Genomic DNA, 12,490 nt, shown 5'->3' with positions numbered 1-12,490 from the left:
GGGGTCTTCATATCTCGGGAACGCCCTCACCCGACAGGTGGAACTGCCGGAAGCGGTGGAAAACGGGTGTGTCGAAACCGGGCTCCGGCGTGCCGCTGCCGAGCCAGCCGAACAGGTCCGGGTCCTCCACCTCGATCAGCAATTCGAAGTCGGCGACGTCCGGCTCGCTGAGCGTGGGCAGGTGCGCGTCGGCGAAACGCCCCATCAGCAGATCCATCTCGCGCGTGCCGCGATGCCAGGCGCGAAACAGGATGCGGCGGCGGCGGGGATCCAGCCCCGCGCTGGAAAGGGTGGTTCCGGTCATCTGTGCTCGCTGCTCGTGCCTCAAGGCCGGGAAAGGGCGAGTGTTTAGCGCGCCCTGCCCGCTCTGTCAGGTAGGCATTGGGCGAGGACCTGCATTCATCTGACCACGGCAATGCAAAAGGGTTTCCGCTGGATCCCGGATCGACGCGCCGCCTGCGGCGTCGCGTGTCCGGGAAATGGGGTCCTCTGCTTCCCGGACAAGCCGTACGCGCCCCGCATCGATGCGGAATTCCGCGCAGGATTCCTCACGCCGTTCCCCCGCCGCATTGCACCGGGCGCCGCCTTCGTCCACCTTCCCCGATCATGCGGCCGGACATTCTCAATTCCTATTTCGCCCCGATCACCGGCCTGCCGGGCATCGGCCCGAAGCTCGCCAAGTCGTTCAACCGCCTGCTCGGGCGGGAGGAGGGCGCGCGGGTGCTCGACCTGCTCATGCATCTGCCGGCCTCCACCATCGACCGGCGGGCCCGCCCCACACTTGCCGAGGTGGTGCCCGATACGGTGGTGACGCTGGAAATCCATGTGGACCGCCACGCCCCGACCCCGCCCGGCTCGCGCGCGCCTTATCGCGTCTATGCCCATGACGCGACGGGTGACATCGTGCTGGCCTTCTTCAAGGCCGATCGCAGCTGGATGGAGCGCCTGCTGCCGGTCGGCGAGACGCGCTGGATATCGGGCACCGTCACGCTTTATGACGGCATGATGCAGATGACCCATCCCGACCGGGTGGTGGATGCCGCCGGGCTGGCCAAGCTGCCGCCGATCGAGCCGGTCTATCCGCTGGTGGAGGGGCTCGGCCACGGCCATGTGCGCCGCGCCGTCGAGGCGGCGCTGGCGCACACGGGCGACCTGCCGGAATGGCAGGCAGCCGAGCCGGCCTACGGCTTCCACGCCGCGCTCGCCAAGGTGCACCAGCCGCACGATTCGCAGGACGCCGCGCCCGAGGGCCCGGCCTGGCGCCGCCTCGCCTATGACGAGCTGCTCGCCGGGCAATTGGCGCTGGCGCTGGTGCGGGCACGCACCACAAGGCAGGTCGGCCGTCCCAGCCTCGGCGATGGCCGGCTGGCGCGCGCCATTCTGACCGCCCTGCCCTTCTCGCTCACCGGATCGCAGAGCGAGGCGCTGGCGGCGATCCGCGCCGATCTCGCCTCGAATGACCGCATGCTGCGCCTGCTGCAGGGCGATGTCGGCTCCGGCAAGACCGTGGTGGCGCTGCTCGCGGCCACCACGGTGATCGAGGCCGGCCGGCAGGCGGCCTTGATGGCGCCGACGGAAATTCTTGCCCGCCAGCACATGAAGACCATCGCCCCGCTGGCGCAGGCCGCCGGGCTCACGGTCGCGCTGCTGACCGGGCGGGAGAAGGGGCGCAGCCGCGACGCCCTTCTCGCGGCGCTGGCGCAGGGCGAGGTCGATCTCGTCATCGGCACGCATGCGCTGTTCCAGGAGGGGGTGCGATTCCGCGATCTCGCGCTGGCCATTGTCGACGAGCAGCACCGGTTCGGCGTGCACCAGCGACTGGCGCTGGCCTCCAAGGGGGAGGCAGTCGACGTGCTGGTGATGACGGCGACGCCGATCCCGCGCACGCTGGTGCTCACCTATTTCGGTGACATGGATTCCAGCGAGCTGCGCGAGAAGCCGGCGGGGCGAAAGCCGATCGACACCCGCGCCATTCCTTCCGACCGGATCGACGACGTGGTCGCCCGGCTGGGCGTCGCGCTGGCCGAAGGGCGGCGGGCCTACTGGATCTGCCCGTTGGTGGAGGAATCGGAGACTTCCGATCTCGCCGCCGCGGAGGCGCGCTTTGCCGAACTGGCCATGCATTTCGGCGACAAGGTCGGCCTCGTGCACGGCAAGATGAAGGGCGCCGGGAAGGATGCCGCCATGGCCGCCTTCGCGGCCGGCGAGACCCAGCTTTTGGTGGCGACCACCGTGGTCGAGGTCGGGGTCGATGTGCCGGAGGCCAGCATCATCGTCATCGAGCATGCCGAGCGTTTCGGCCTTGCCCAGCTGCACCAGCTGCGCGGGCGGGTCGGGCGGGGCGATGCCGCCTCGACCTGCCTGCTGCTCTACCGCCGCCCGCTCGGCGAAATCGCCCGCCAGCGGCTGGAGGCGCTGCGCCATTCCGAGGACGGCTTCTTCCTGGCCGAGGAGGATCTGCGGCTGCGCGGCGAGGGCGACGTGCTGGGCACCCGGCAGAGCGGCTTCCCCGGCTTCCGCCTCGCCCGGCTCGATGTCCATGGCGATCTTCTCACCCGCGCCCGCGAAGACGCGGCAGACGTGGTTCGGAATGATTCCGATCTAGTCGGCGAGCGTGGAGCCGCGCTCCGAGTTTTGCTACACATCTTTGAGCGTGATGTCGCCGTGAAGCTTCTCGGTGCCGGCTGATGAGTGTGAGACAACGATGGAAGGACTTGCGCGCACGGCTCAGATGGATCCCCGCGATGACAAAAAGCAGAATGAATATTCCGTAACGTCACCCATGCGCTGGGCGATGTTTGCGCTTGGCTGGGTGTGCGTTGGCGTCGGCATTCTCGGCATCATCCTGCCGGGCCTGCCGGGCACCGTGTTCCTCATCCTCGCCGCCTGGCTGTTCTCGCGCTCCTCGCCGCGCTTCGAGAACTGGTTGCTGACCCATCCGCGCCTCGGCCCTTCCGTCGTCGCCTGGCGGGAGAACGGCGCGGTGCCGCGCTGGGCGCAATTCGTGGCCACGGGGAGCATGGCGGCGAGCTTCGGCGTCCTGCTGCTGCTCGGCCTGTCGACCCCGGTGCTCGGCATGATCGGCGCGACCTTCGTCGCGGTGTCCGCCTTTCTGCTCACCCGGCCGACCCGGTGACATCAGGACCGGTCGGCCTCATCCTCGCCGGCGGCCTGTCGCGGCGCATGGGCGGCGGCGACAAGACGCTGCGCCCGCTCGGCGGCGCCACGGTTCTGGCCCGAATCCACCGCCGCATCGGCCCGCAGGTGGATGCGCTGCTGCTCAACGCCAATGGCCCGGCGGCGCGCTTCGGCCTCGATCTGCCGCTGGTGCCGGACAGCCTGCCGGATACGCCCGGGCCCCTGGCCGGCATCCTCGCCGGGCTCGACCATGTGGCCGAGCATATGCCGCAGGCGCGTTACCTGCTCACCGTGCCGGCCGACTGCCCGTTTCTCCCCGCCGACCTCGTAGCGCGGCTGGCGGCGGCGGCCGCTGACGGAGCGGCCTGCGCGACGTCCGGCGGGCGGGCGCATGGCGTGATCGGGCTGTGGAATATCGCGGCGCGCGGGGCGTTGCGCCACCTTCTGGTCGAGCAGGGCATCCGCCGGGTGGATGCCTGGCTGGCGCGCGCGGGGGCCGTGGCCGTCGACTGGCCCGTCATGCCCTATGATCCGTTTCTCAACCTCAACACGCCGGAGGATTTCGCGGCGGCCGAGCAGATCCTGCAAGCTTATCCCGCCGCGTGATCGGCGACACGCCATGCGATGCTGTCGAGCGTCACGGCGTGATGCTCGACAGCATCGGCCACCGCCTCGGCATCGTTCAGATCGAGCACGGGCAGCGCCGCCTCCGGCAGCGGGCTGTCCGAGGCGATGGCCACGATATGGGGGTCGTCGGGGTGAATGAACGGCTTGCCGATTTCGGCGCGGTGGATCTCGATCTTGGGATGATGGTCGCGCTTGAAGCCCTCCACCAGCACGAGATCGACCGGGGCGAGGTGGGCCAGCAGGTCCGGCAGCTCCGGCTCCGGCGCGCCGCGCAGTTCGTGCATCAGCGCCCAGCGATTGGCGGAGGCGACCAGCACCTCGCGGGCGCCGACGACGCGGTGGGTGTGGGAATCCTTTCCCGGCGTATCGACATCGAAATTGTGATGCGCGTGCTTGATGGTGGAAACGGTGAGCCCCCGCGCCACCAGCACCGGGATCAGCCGCGCCAGCAGCGTGGTCTTGCCGGCGCCACTCCAGCCCGCAAAGCCGATCAGCCGCATGTCATTCTCCCCGTGTCTCCCGCGCCAGCGTCTCTCCCGCCAGTTCCTGCGCCGGCGCCACCAAGTCAAGGCGTGGATCGCCATGACGCCATCGGCACGGTCGATGAAGCCTCGACGCCGCGCCCCTTCTTTGCGGTTGCCGAACGCGCGGACATGCCCGACATCGATATCGGCCGCAGCGAGAAACGGGGAGCGGAATGAGCGAGAGCAGCGCGGAACGGCCGGCCCTGCCCGGCGACATCGTCCGGCTGGACCTGCGGGGGCTGAAATGCCCCCTGCCCGCGCTGCACACGGGCCGGGCGCTGGAACGCGCCGCGGCGGGAACCCGTATTCGTGTCGAATGCACCGACCCCATGGCGGTGATCGACATTCCCCATCTGGTGCACACGACCGGCCATGTGCTCGAAGCGCAGGAAACCGCCGCGCTGCCGCTGGTCTTCCATATCCGCAAGGCCGGCCCGTAGGCCGATGGTTCACGCCCCGTCGCGCCAGTCGAACGGCAGCGGCGCCTCGCGGAAGGCGAAGCGGTCGAGATGGCGGGCGACGACATCCTTCATCCGCTCCAGCACCGGCCCGTCCGGCGCCTCGATGCGCAGGTCCAGCGCACCGGGCAGCGCCCGCATGTGCACCCGCGCGCCCTCCGGCAGCGTCACCTGCCCCTGTTCGGGCGTGAACGCGACCTCCAGCTTGTGCGCCCAGTGTTTGCACAATTGCTGCAGGTAGCGGCTGGCATGAAGAGTGGGCACCTCGGCCTGTGTGATGGGCATGGGAATTCCTCGAAGCAATGCCCTGGGGCGGGCGCGGGAAGGTAGCCCGGCGCGCGGGGGATGGTGGACAAAATCCCGTGCGCACGGCCACATGGTGGCAAAATGGATATCGCGCCTCGGGGAGCGGAATGAAACCGTCACGCCGTGCCTTTGCCCTCGCCCTGCTGATCGCCGCTGCCGGCCTCGCCTCCCCGGCCGAGGCCCAGCCGAGCCTGACGCGCCCGCCCTGGGCCGGTGCCCCGCCCACCGCGAAGGGCAACGCGCCGCTGCCGACCCGCGCCGATACCCATGTCTATCTCCTGCGCGGTCTGTTCGGCGTGTTCTCGCTCGGCATGGACAAGCTCGCGCAGGAACTCGCCGCGCGCGGCTATACCGTGGAAATCCAAAACTGGGACGAAGCCGAAACGGTGATCCAGCAGGTCGCCGCACGGGCGTCGGGCGGGCACACCGGCCCGGTGGTCCTCATCGGCCATTCGCTCGGCGCCAACGCGGTCATCGAGGTGGCAACCGCGATGCGCGCGCGCGGGGTGCCCATCGTGCTCGGCGTGACCTTCGATGCCACCGAACCGGGGCCGGTGCCGGACAATGTCGCGGTGTTCATCAACTTCTGGGCCAAGGACGGTTTCGGCCGCCCGGTCCAGGCGGTGCCGGGCTATGGCGGCCAGCTGGAGAATTTCGATCTCTCCGACGTGCCGGACATCAGCCACACCAGCATCGACACGATGGACAGGTTCCACCAGTTCGTCATCACGACGCTGGATTCGATGACGCGACACTGAGCGGACAGTGATCAGCGCCTGGCGCGTGCGGGGCCCATGATCAGCGGCGTGCCGCAACTGGGTGGGGAGCAGTCGGGTAGCATGACCTGCGCCGCCGCGCCCTGCGGCGCCGGGCCGGGGGGCGGCTGGCGAACGCCGGTACGGGGCACGGGGCGCGAGGGCGCGGTCGACGTGCCCGCCGAGAGATCGGGGGTGGAGCCACCCGCCCCGGTGGAACCGCCCGCATTCTGGGCGAGCCCGGCGCCGGATGCCAGCACCATCACCATCGCGCCCGCCCACAGCCCAGCCACAATCCTGGCATTCATGGCCCCCTCCACCGCTGCTTGCTCTAACGCCGCAGCGGCCCGAAAAGTTTCCCGCTGGCCTTGCCCCGCCAACGGCCAACCCTTGAGCCCGGCCCCTGCCACGGGGCTCAGCTAGACTGACGGAGGCAGACGATGGCGCGGCCGGTTTTTGTATTCGGATCGAATCTCTCGGGGATTCATGCCAGCGGCGCGGCGCGCTGGGCCTATGAGAATCGCGATGCCGAATGGGGCGCGGCCTTTGGCCTCACCGGCACCAGCTTCGCCATTCCGGTCATGGATTGGGACATCCAGCGGCTGCCACTCAAGGAGATCCGCAAATATGTACGCCGCTTCCTTACCTTCGTCGCGGCGCGGCCCGACCTCACCTTCGAACTGACGCCGATCGGCTGCGCACCCGGCGGCTATACGCCGGCAGAGATCGCGCCGTTGTTCCGCGACGCGCCGGCCAATATCGCCCTGCCCGAGGAATTCCGCACCATCCTCGCCCCGTCCCCCGCTGCCGATCCGGCGCGGACTTAAGGCCGGCCCGTATAGGGGGCCCGTTCATTTGGCAGTAGAGAGCGCCAGCGCAGAGGCGACGGAAACCATTGAGGCGCAAGGGTGCGCGCGACAATCCCCATAGGGTGCACCTTTGGCAGCGACGGCGCCAAATCCGATCAAAAATGACAGAACCTTTGGCAGTGGACCGTCAGAATGGCCGGCGGGCGACCATCCAGCGACCGAAATGGCCGTGATCGTGATCGCTTATGGCGTCAAAGCCTTGAGATAGACGTAGCCGAGGCGGCGATTGTGGGGTTCGCCGGGCGCGGAGCCGGCGCCAGCGAAGATCGTGGCCGAGTGCAGGCCGGGACAGGTGCCATTCCAGCCGAAACTGTCGACGGCGGCGGTGATCTTGTTGGTGTCGACAGGGCAATCGAGGCCGAGCATCGTCAGCGCGGCGGGATAGAAGCCGACGCCGGCCGGATCGTTGTAGGTGATCCAGTCCGCGCGACCGTCGATTTAGACAATCTCCACTTGGCCGCCGCGATACTGGCACTTTTCGCCGTATTTTCCCTTTGCGCAGGACTTCGGGGCGCCGAGAACCTTTGCAACGTCCTGTTTGGGCTTGAGAATGATGCGGGGCAGAAAACGCTCTGCCGGCGCGCGCTACGGCATTGCCTCTGCCGCAGACTGAGGTCGGATCACGCCATCAGCGCCCATTACACCCATGTCCTCAGCGGCGATCGGCAGTGAAGAGCCGGCGAAGAACAGTGTGGCAGCAAAAGCAGCAAGCCTCATGGGCGGTTTCCTTTTCGCACGATCAAGCGGGCCTATCTAATGCATAGGCAGTGGGCATTTAAACCAACAGGATACCATCGCTCTCGTAATGGTTGACTGCTGGGCAATGATCAATCTCAGGCCAAGCGTTTGCCGGTGCCGGGTTCGGATGTCGTGAGCTCGTTGCGCAGCTGAACGCCGACCAGCTTGACCATTGTAAAGCGCTCGGCCGCGTCTTCCGTCGCCTCGGTGATAACGGCGTATTTCTGCGCGGTCATGCGGCCGAGATCGACCGGCGCCAGCGGAATGTTGAGGTCACGATAGGTCCGGACGATCATGTCGGTGATGCGCCCGAACAACTCGGCGTCGGGGGAAAAACGCTGCCACGGTTCCGGCCGATCATCGGTCGACCCCCGAACGCCCGTCAGCAGCCAAGCCGCATCGCATCCAAGCCGAACGAGGGCTTGAAGGAACTCGGCGTCAGGCTGTCTCGCGCCCCGCTCATAGCGCCCAAGTGTCTGCGTCGAGATATCAATATCCAAACGGTCGGCGAGATCGGCGAGCGTGAGCTTCTGCCCCTCTCGCCACGCCCTGATTCGCGCTCCAACCGTCACGGGCGGTCCCTTCGCATAAAAAACACCGTTCTGCAAAGTACGCGAGGCGATTTCGCCTCATATTTCGCAAAGGCAAAATGCTGAACGTAATCAAAAGCTTGATGAGGCATTGGTCGCGATAGACCGTTCAGTCGTTTTGCGAAGCGACTGAACATCATTGACACGACCAAATGGTCACGGCAAGGAAGTAGGAGACGGCATCGCCCGCCATCCGCCGCGCGCGCTCGGGGTCCTCAGGTACCGTCTTGTTTGCCTCGCTCACCGTACCCTCCGGCCGTTGGGTCATTATTGTTATGTGCATGACGTTACGTCTGGCAACCGCCTGTGCGCGGCGGGTTACAAGATTCGGAGCGCACCCCGTCGCCATTGGCCTTTGGGACACTACGCGGCGCTGCATGACACTTCAAAAAATGCCGGCACGCCATACCGGCGCGCTATAGCCACTGCCAAAGGTACCGGCGATCACTGCCAAAGGCGCCGGCTCGCTATAGCCCGCCAGGACGAGGGCGCTCCTGTTCGACGGGAGATATTCGGCGGGCAAAACGTGGTGAGCCCGTCGGGATTCGAACCCGAGACCCCATGATTAAAAGTCACGTGCTCTACCGGCTGAGCTACGGGCTCCCACGCACAGGGGGCTTAAGGGTTTCCCCGGCGGATGGCAAGCCGGGCGAGGCGCGGCTTTGTCGCAACGCACAGGCGAGCACGAGGCCCGGCCCGCCGACGGGCGGCGGCGGGCCCGGAGTAGGCGCGTCTGCCCGCACTTTTCGCAATTGCATTATCGCAAGGATGTCCTGTCGGACATACCGCTTCCGGTATGCCTGCAGCGCGGCTAGCTTTCGGCCATCGAATTTGGCGGGGCCACGGCCAATATCCCGTAACCCGATCCCCGCGACCCGATCCAGGAGCTGCAAAATGGCTAAAGTCCTCGTCCTTTATTACTCGTCCTATGGTCACATCGAAACGCTGGCCCATGCGGTGGCCGAGGGTGCGCGCGAGGCGGGCGCCACGGTCGACGTGAAGCGCGTGCCCGAGACCGTGCCGGAAGAGGTCGCCAAGGCGAGCCACTTCAAGCTCGACCAGGCCGCCCCGATCGCCACGGTCGACGACCTGAAGAATTACGACGCCATCATCTTCGGCTCGGGCACCCGTTTCGGCACGGTGACCTCGCAGCTGCGCAGCTTCATCGACCAGACGGGCGGGCTGTGGTTCACCGGTGCGCTGGTCGGCAAGGTCGGGTCGGTGTTCACCTCTTCGGCCACCCAGCATGGCGGCCAGGAATCCACCATCCTCGGCTTTATCCCCACCCTGCTGCATCACGGCATGGTCGTGGTCGGCCTGCCCTACGCCTTCCAGGGCCAGATGGGCCTGGATGAAATCAAGGGCGGCTCGCCCTACGGCGCCGCGACCATCACCGATGGCGACGGTTCGCGCCAGCCCTCGCAGATCGAACTCGACGGGGCCCGCTTCCAGGGCAAGCATGTCGCCACCATTGCCGGCAAGCTGCACGGCTGATCGGCCTCAGGCCTATCGGCCTGAAACCTTCGGGCTGAGTGACATCCAGGAATGGCCGGGCCCTGCGCCCGGCCATTTTCGTTGAGGCGGGCTCAGCGGGCGGGAATATCGCCGCTCGCCCAGCCTTCCTTCACCTGCGCCTTGAAGGCCTCGAACCGGCCTTCGGCAATCGCCGCGCGAATGCCCTTCATCAGGCTCTGGTAATAGGCGAGGTTCACCCAGGTCAGCAGCATGGAGCCCAGCATCTCGTCGCAGCGGATGAGGTGGTGGAGATAGGCGCGGGAATAGTCGCGCGCGGCCGGGCAGTCGCTTTCCTCGTCCAGCGGGCGCGGGTCGCTGGCGTGGCGCGCATTCTTCAGGTTGATCTTGCCGAAGCGGGTGAAGGCCTGCGCGTGACGGCCGGCACGGGTCGGCATCACGCAGTCGAACATGTCGACGCCGCGCGCCACGCTCTCGATAATGTCGTCGGGCGTGCCCACGCCCATGAGGTAGCGCGGCTTGTCGCTCGGCAGGATCGGCGCCACCGCCTCGATCATGGCCAGCATGACCTCCTGCGGCTCGCCGACCGCGAGGCCGCCGATGGAATAGCCGGGAAAGCCGATATCGATGAGCCCGCGCGCGGATTCCTCGCGCAGCGCCGGCACGTCGCCGCCCTGCACGATGCCGAACAGCGCCCGGCCCTTCGGCTGGCTCTCGAACGCCTTCTTGGAGCGCTCGGCCCAGCGCAGCGACAGTTGCAGCGCGCGGGCGATTTCCTCCCGGCTGGCGGGCAGCCGCACGCACTCGTCCAGCTGCATCTGGATGTCCGAGCCGAGCAGGCCCTGGATCTCGACCGAACGCTCGGGGGACAGTTCGTGATAGCTGCCGTCAATATGCGAGCGAAAGGTGACGCCCTTCTCGTTCATCTTCCGCAGGCTGGCCAGCGACATGATCTGGAAGCCGCCGGAATCGGTGAGGATCGGGTGCGGCCAGCGCATGAAGGCATGCAGCCCGCCAAGTTCGGCGATCCGCTCGGCGGTGGGGCGCAGCATCAGGTGATAGGTGTTGCCGAGCACGATGTCGGCGCCAAGCTCGCGCACCTGTGCGGGATACATGCCCTTGACGGTGGCGGCGGTGCCGACCGGCATGAAGGCCGGCGTGTGGACGATGCCGCGCGGCGTCACGACCTCGCCGAGGCGCGCCGCGCCGTCGGTGGCATTCAGGCGGTAATGGAATTCAGTTGGAACAAGGTTGGTCATGAGCGGGCTTGTGGCAGCAAAAGGCAGGCGTCGCCATAGGAATAGAAACGGTAGCCGGTGCGGATGGCGTGGGCATAGGCGCGCTTCTGGGGGCCGTGGCCGATGAAGGCGGCGACCAGCATCACCAGCGTCGAGCGCGGCAGGTGGAAATTGGTCAGCATCCCCTCGACATAGCGGAAGCGGTAGCCCGGCGTGATGAAGATGTCGGTCTCGCCGCGCCAGGGTGCCAGCGTGCCATCCTCCGCGGCCGCGCTTTCCAGAAGGCGCGTCGCTGTCGTGCCGACCGTGACGACCCGCCCGCCCCGCGCCTTCACGGCGTTCAGCGCATCGGCGGTCTCAAGCGAGACCTCGCCCCATTCGGCATGCATGCGGTGACCGCCGGTGTCGTCCGCCTTCACGGGCAGGAAGGTGCCGGCGCCCACATGCAGGGTCACGCGGTGGGTGGCAATGCCGCGCTCCTCAAGCCGGCGGACCAGTTCCGGCGTGAAGTGCAGGCCGGCGGTGGGCGCGGCGACCGAGCCCTCCTGGCTGGCGAACATGGTCTGGTAATCGGCGCGGTCGCGCGCATCGTCGGGGCGCTTGGCGGCGATATAGGGCGGCAGCGGAATATGGCCGATGGCGGCGATGGCGGCGTCGAGCGCCACGCCGGCCAGCGCGAAGCGCAGCGTGACCTCCCCGCCCTCGCCCTTGGCCTCCACGTTGGCCACCAGCCGCTGCACCCCTTGCGGCGGTGCAAACTCGATGACGTCGCCGACCGCGAGGCGCTTGCCCGGGCGGGCCAGCGCCAGCCACAGATCCGGGCCGAGGCGCTTGTGCAGCATCGCTTCCACCTGCACGCCCTCGCCCTGCGAAGTGGCGCGCCGGCGGATGCCGTCGAGCCGCGCGGGGACGACGCGGGTGTCGTTCACCACAAGCGCGTCGCCGGGGGCCAGCAGGTCCGGCAGGTCGCGCACCTGCGCGTCCGTCAGCTCGGGCTCGGCGCCGGGGCGCACCACCAGCAGCCGCGCCGCATCGCGCGGCGCAGCGGGGCGCAGCGCGATGCAGTCGGGCGGCAGCTCGAAATCGAACAGGTCGACGCGCATGATCCGGCAGTTCCAGAAACAGCGATCCCGGAGCACGCTCGCGCGTGTCCGGGATGACGCAACGGCGGAGGGGCGCGATCAGGCGGCCGAGACGCTCGCCGTGACGATCTTGTCCGGGTTCGACACCGGCTCGCCGCGCTTGATCTTGTCGACATTCTCCATGCCTTCGACCACTTCGCCCCACACGGTGTACTGGCCGTCGAGGAACGAGGCATCGCCGAAGCAGATGAAGAACTGGCTGTCGCCGGAATCGGGGTTCTGCGCGCGCGCCATCGAGGCGGTGCCGCGCACATGCCGGCCCTTGTTGAACTCGGCCTTGAGCTTCTTGCCCGAGCCGCCGGTGCCGTTGCCGAACTGGCCGTCGCCGGTCTGGGCCATGAAGCCCTCGATCACGCGGTGGAACGGCACGTTGTTGTAGAAGCCTTCAGTGGCGAGCTCGGCGATGCGGGCCACGTGGTTGGGGGCGAGATCCGGACGGAAGCGGATCTTGACCGGGCCCTGCGTCGTCTCAAGCAGCAGGAAGTTCGCGGTATCGGACATGTGTCTCTCCTTGGAAATTCGGGCACGTCGGGCGCACGAGGCCCCCTTCGCGCGGTAAAGGGAAAAAGCCGGGCGCCGGCGCGCCCGTCAGCTGGGAAGCGGGACGCTGGCCCCCCTCGGCGGGAAGGCGA

The 12,490-nt window shown here is 67.7% G+C and carries 16 protein-coding genes and 1 tRNA gene; 7 read left to right on the top strand and 10 right to left on the bottom strand.

Going from position 1 to position 12,490, the window contains the following annotated elements; translation table 11 throughout:
- Positions 1–7 precede the first annotated feature (7 nt).
- Entirely contained in the window at positions 8–304 is a 297-nt protein-coding gene (locus tag QOZ99_RS08600; RefSeq protein WP_183191158.1) for an FAD assembly factor SdhE, read from the bottom strand.
- Between the two features lie 302 nt (positions 305–606).
- Here QOZ99_RS08600 and recG point away from each other — a divergent pair, with 302 nt between their 5' ends.
- From recG to mobA, 3 genes are all read left to right on the top strand, one after another.
- The gene (gene recG, locus QOZ99_RS08595; RefSeq protein WP_306889547.1) at positions 607–2,688 is read left to right on the top strand and encodes an ATP-dependent DNA helicase RecG; all 2,082 of its coding nucleotides are present in this window, start codon (positions 607–609) and stop codon (positions 2,686–2,688) included.
- Between the two features lie 106 nt (positions 2,689–2,794).
- Entirely contained in the window at positions 2,795–3,136 is a 342-nt protein-coding gene (locus tag QOZ99_RS08590; protein ID WP_306889546.1) for a YbaN family protein, read from the top strand.
- The gene (mobA, locus tag QOZ99_RS08585; protein ID WP_306889545.1) at positions 3,133–3,744 is read left to right on the top strand and encodes a molybdenum cofactor guanylyltransferase MobA; all 612 of its coding nucleotides are present in this window, start codon (positions 3,133–3,135) and stop codon (positions 3,742–3,744) included. Before QOZ99_RS08590 ends, mobA begins: the two co-directional genes overlap by 4 nt.
- Here mobA and mobB read toward each other — a convergent pair.
- A complete protein-coding gene (gene mobB / locus QOZ99_RS08580) occupies positions 3,729–4,265 on the bottom strand; it encodes a molybdopterin-guanine dinucleotide biosynthesis protein B (RefSeq protein ID WP_306889544.1) in 537 nt (178 codons plus the stop codon). The genes mobA and mobB overlap by 16 nt on opposite strands.
- Positions 4,266–4,462: 197 nt before the next feature.
- Here mobB and QOZ99_RS08575 point away from each other — a divergent pair, with 197 nt between their 5' ends.
- Entirely contained in the window at positions 4,463–4,729 is a 267-nt protein-coding gene (locus QOZ99_RS08575) for a sulfurtransferase TusA family protein (RefSeq protein WP_306889543.1), read from the top strand.
- A gap of 9 nt (positions 4,730–4,738) precedes the next feature.
- Here the strand turns inward: QOZ99_RS08575 and QOZ99_RS08570 are convergent, their stop codons facing one another.
- On the bottom strand, positions 4,739–5,032 hold the full coding sequence (locus tag QOZ99_RS08570) for a DUF2218 domain-containing protein (protein ID WP_306889542.1): 294 nt from the start codon (positions 5,030–5,032) through the stop codon (positions 4,739–4,741).
- Between the two features lie 128 nt (positions 5,033–5,160).
- Here QOZ99_RS08570 and QOZ99_RS08565 point away from each other — a divergent pair, with 128 nt between their 5' ends.
- Positions 5,161–5,811: an alpha/beta fold hydrolase gene (locus tag QOZ99_RS08565; RefSeq protein ID WP_306889541.1), complete on the top strand. Its 651-nt coding sequence runs from the start codon at positions 5,161–5,163 to the stop codon at positions 5,809–5,811.
- Between the two features lie 11 nt (positions 5,812–5,822).
- Here QOZ99_RS08565 and QOZ99_RS08560 read toward each other — a convergent pair whose 3' ends face one another.
- Positions 5,823–6,116, bottom strand: a complete 294-nt coding sequence (locus QOZ99_RS08560; protein ID WP_306889540.1) for a hypothetical protein — start codon at positions 6,114–6,116, stop codon at positions 5,823–5,825.
- Positions 6,117–6,248: 132 nt separating this feature from the next.
- Between QOZ99_RS08560 and QOZ99_RS08555 the strand changes: the two genes are divergently transcribed.
- Complete coding sequence (locus QOZ99_RS08555; RefSeq protein WP_306889539.1) at positions 6,249–6,635, top strand: A1S_2505 family phage non-structural protein; 387 nt, start codon at positions 6,249–6,251, stop codon at positions 6,633–6,635.
- 225 nt (positions 6,636–6,860) lie between these two features.
- Here QOZ99_RS08555 and QOZ99_RS08550 read toward each other — a convergent pair whose 3' ends face one another.
- From QOZ99_RS08550 to QOZ99_RS08540, 3 genes are all read right to left on the bottom strand, one after another.
- Entirely contained in the window at positions 6,861–7,043 is a 183-nt protein-coding gene (locus QOZ99_RS08550) for a hypothetical protein (RefSeq protein WP_306889538.1), read from the bottom strand.
- A 467-nt stretch (positions 7,044–7,510) separates the two neighbouring features.
- Complete coding sequence (locus tag QOZ99_RS08545; RefSeq protein ID WP_306889537.1) at positions 7,511–7,987, bottom strand: helix-turn-helix domain-containing protein; 477 nt, start codon at positions 7,985–7,987, stop codon at positions 7,511–7,513.
- 545 nt (positions 7,988–8,532) lie between these two features.
- Positions 8,533–8,608, bottom strand: a tRNA-Lys gene (locus QOZ99_RS08540).
- 291 nt (positions 8,609–8,899) lie between these two features.
- Between QOZ99_RS08540 and wrbA the strand changes: the two genes are divergently transcribed.
- Positions 8,900–9,499, top strand: coding sequence for an NAD(P)H:quinone oxidoreductase (wrbA, locus tag QOZ99_RS08535; RefSeq protein WP_306889536.1), 600 nt, complete (start codon positions 8,900–8,902; stop codon positions 9,497–9,499).
- 92 nt (positions 9,500–9,591) lie between these two features.
- Here the strand turns inward: wrbA and tgt are convergent, their stop codons facing one another.
- The 3 genes from tgt to QOZ99_RS08520 form a co-directional block, all read right to left on the bottom strand.
- On the bottom strand, positions 9,592–10,737 hold the full coding sequence (gene tgt, locus QOZ99_RS08530; RefSeq protein ID WP_306889535.1) for a tRNA guanosine(34) transglycosylase Tgt: 1,146 nt from the start codon (positions 10,735–10,737) through the stop codon (positions 9,592–9,594).
- On the bottom strand, positions 10,734–11,819 hold the full coding sequence (gene queA / locus QOZ99_RS08525) for a tRNA preQ1(34) S-adenosylmethionine ribosyltransferase-isomerase QueA (RefSeq protein WP_306889534.1): 1,086 nt from the start codon (positions 11,817–11,819) through the stop codon (positions 10,734–10,736). Before queA ends, tgt begins: the two co-directional genes overlap by 4 nt.
- A gap of 78 nt (positions 11,820–11,897) precedes the next feature.
- A complete protein-coding gene (locus QOZ99_RS08520; RefSeq protein WP_306889533.1) occupies positions 11,898–12,359 on the bottom strand; it encodes a peptidylprolyl isomerase in 462 nt (153 codons plus the stop codon).
- Positions 12,360–12,490: the final 131 nt, after the last annotated feature.

Source organism: Ancylobacter amanitiformis (assembly GCF_030814815.1).
GTDB classification, from domain to species: Bacteria; Pseudomonadota; Alphaproteobacteria; order Rhizobiales; family Xanthobacteraceae; genus Ancylobacter; species Ancylobacter amanitiformis.
This window is presented reverse-complemented; position numbering and strand designations above follow the sequence as displayed.

Bases quoted from the DNA above. Each gene is read 5' to 3' on its own strand.
- QOZ99_RS08600 (WP_183191158.1), bottom strand. From the start codon at position 304: ATGACCGGAACCACCCTTTCCAGCGCGGGGCTGGATCCCCGCCGCCGC.
- recG (WP_306889547.1), top strand. From the start codon at position 607: ATGCGGCCGGACATTCTCAATTCCTATTTCGCCCCGATCACCGGCCTG.
- QOZ99_RS08590 (WP_306889546.1), top strand. From the start codon at position 2,795: ATGTTTGCGCTTGGCTGGGTGTGCGTTGGCGTCGGCATTCTCGGCATC.
- mobB (WP_306889544.1), bottom strand. From the start codon at position 4,265: ATGCGGCTGATCGGCTTTGCGGGCTGGAGTGGCGCCGGCAAGACCACG.
- QOZ99_RS08575 (WP_306889543.1), top strand. From the start codon at position 4,463: ATGAGCGAGAGCAGCGCGGAACGGCCGGCCCTGCCCGGCGACATCGTC.
- QOZ99_RS08570 (WP_306889542.1), bottom strand. From the start codon at position 5,032: ATGCCCATCACACAGGCCGAGGTGCCCACTCTTCATGCCAGCCGCTAC.
- QOZ99_RS08565 (WP_306889541.1), top strand. From the start codon at position 5,161: ATGAAACCGTCACGCCGTGCCTTTGCCCTCGCCCTGCTGATCGCCGCT.
- QOZ99_RS08560 (WP_306889540.1), bottom strand. From the start codon at position 6,116: ATGAATGCCAGGATTGTGGCTGGGCTGTGGGCGGGCGCGATGGTGATG.
- QOZ99_RS08555 (WP_306889539.1), top strand. From the start codon at position 6,249: ATGGCGCGGCCGGTTTTTGTATTCGGATCGAATCTCTCGGGGATTCAT.
- QOZ99_RS08550 (WP_306889538.1), bottom strand. From the start codon at position 7,043: ATGCTCGGCCTCGATTGCCCTGTCGACACCAACAAGATCACCGCCGCC.
- wrbA (WP_306889536.1), top strand. From the start codon at position 8,900: ATGGCTAAAGTCCTCGTCCTTTATTACTCGTCCTATGGTCACATCGAA.
- tgt (WP_306889535.1), bottom strand. From the start codon at position 10,737: ATGACCAACCTTGTTCCAACTGAATTCCATTACCGCCTGAATGCCACC.
- queA (WP_306889534.1), bottom strand. From the start codon at position 11,819: ATGCGCGTCGACCTGTTCGATTTCGAGCTGCCGCCCGACTGCATCGCG.
- QOZ99_RS08520 (WP_306889533.1), bottom strand. From the start codon at position 12,359: ATGTCCGATACCGCGAACTTCCTGCTGCTTGAGACGACGCAGGGCCCG.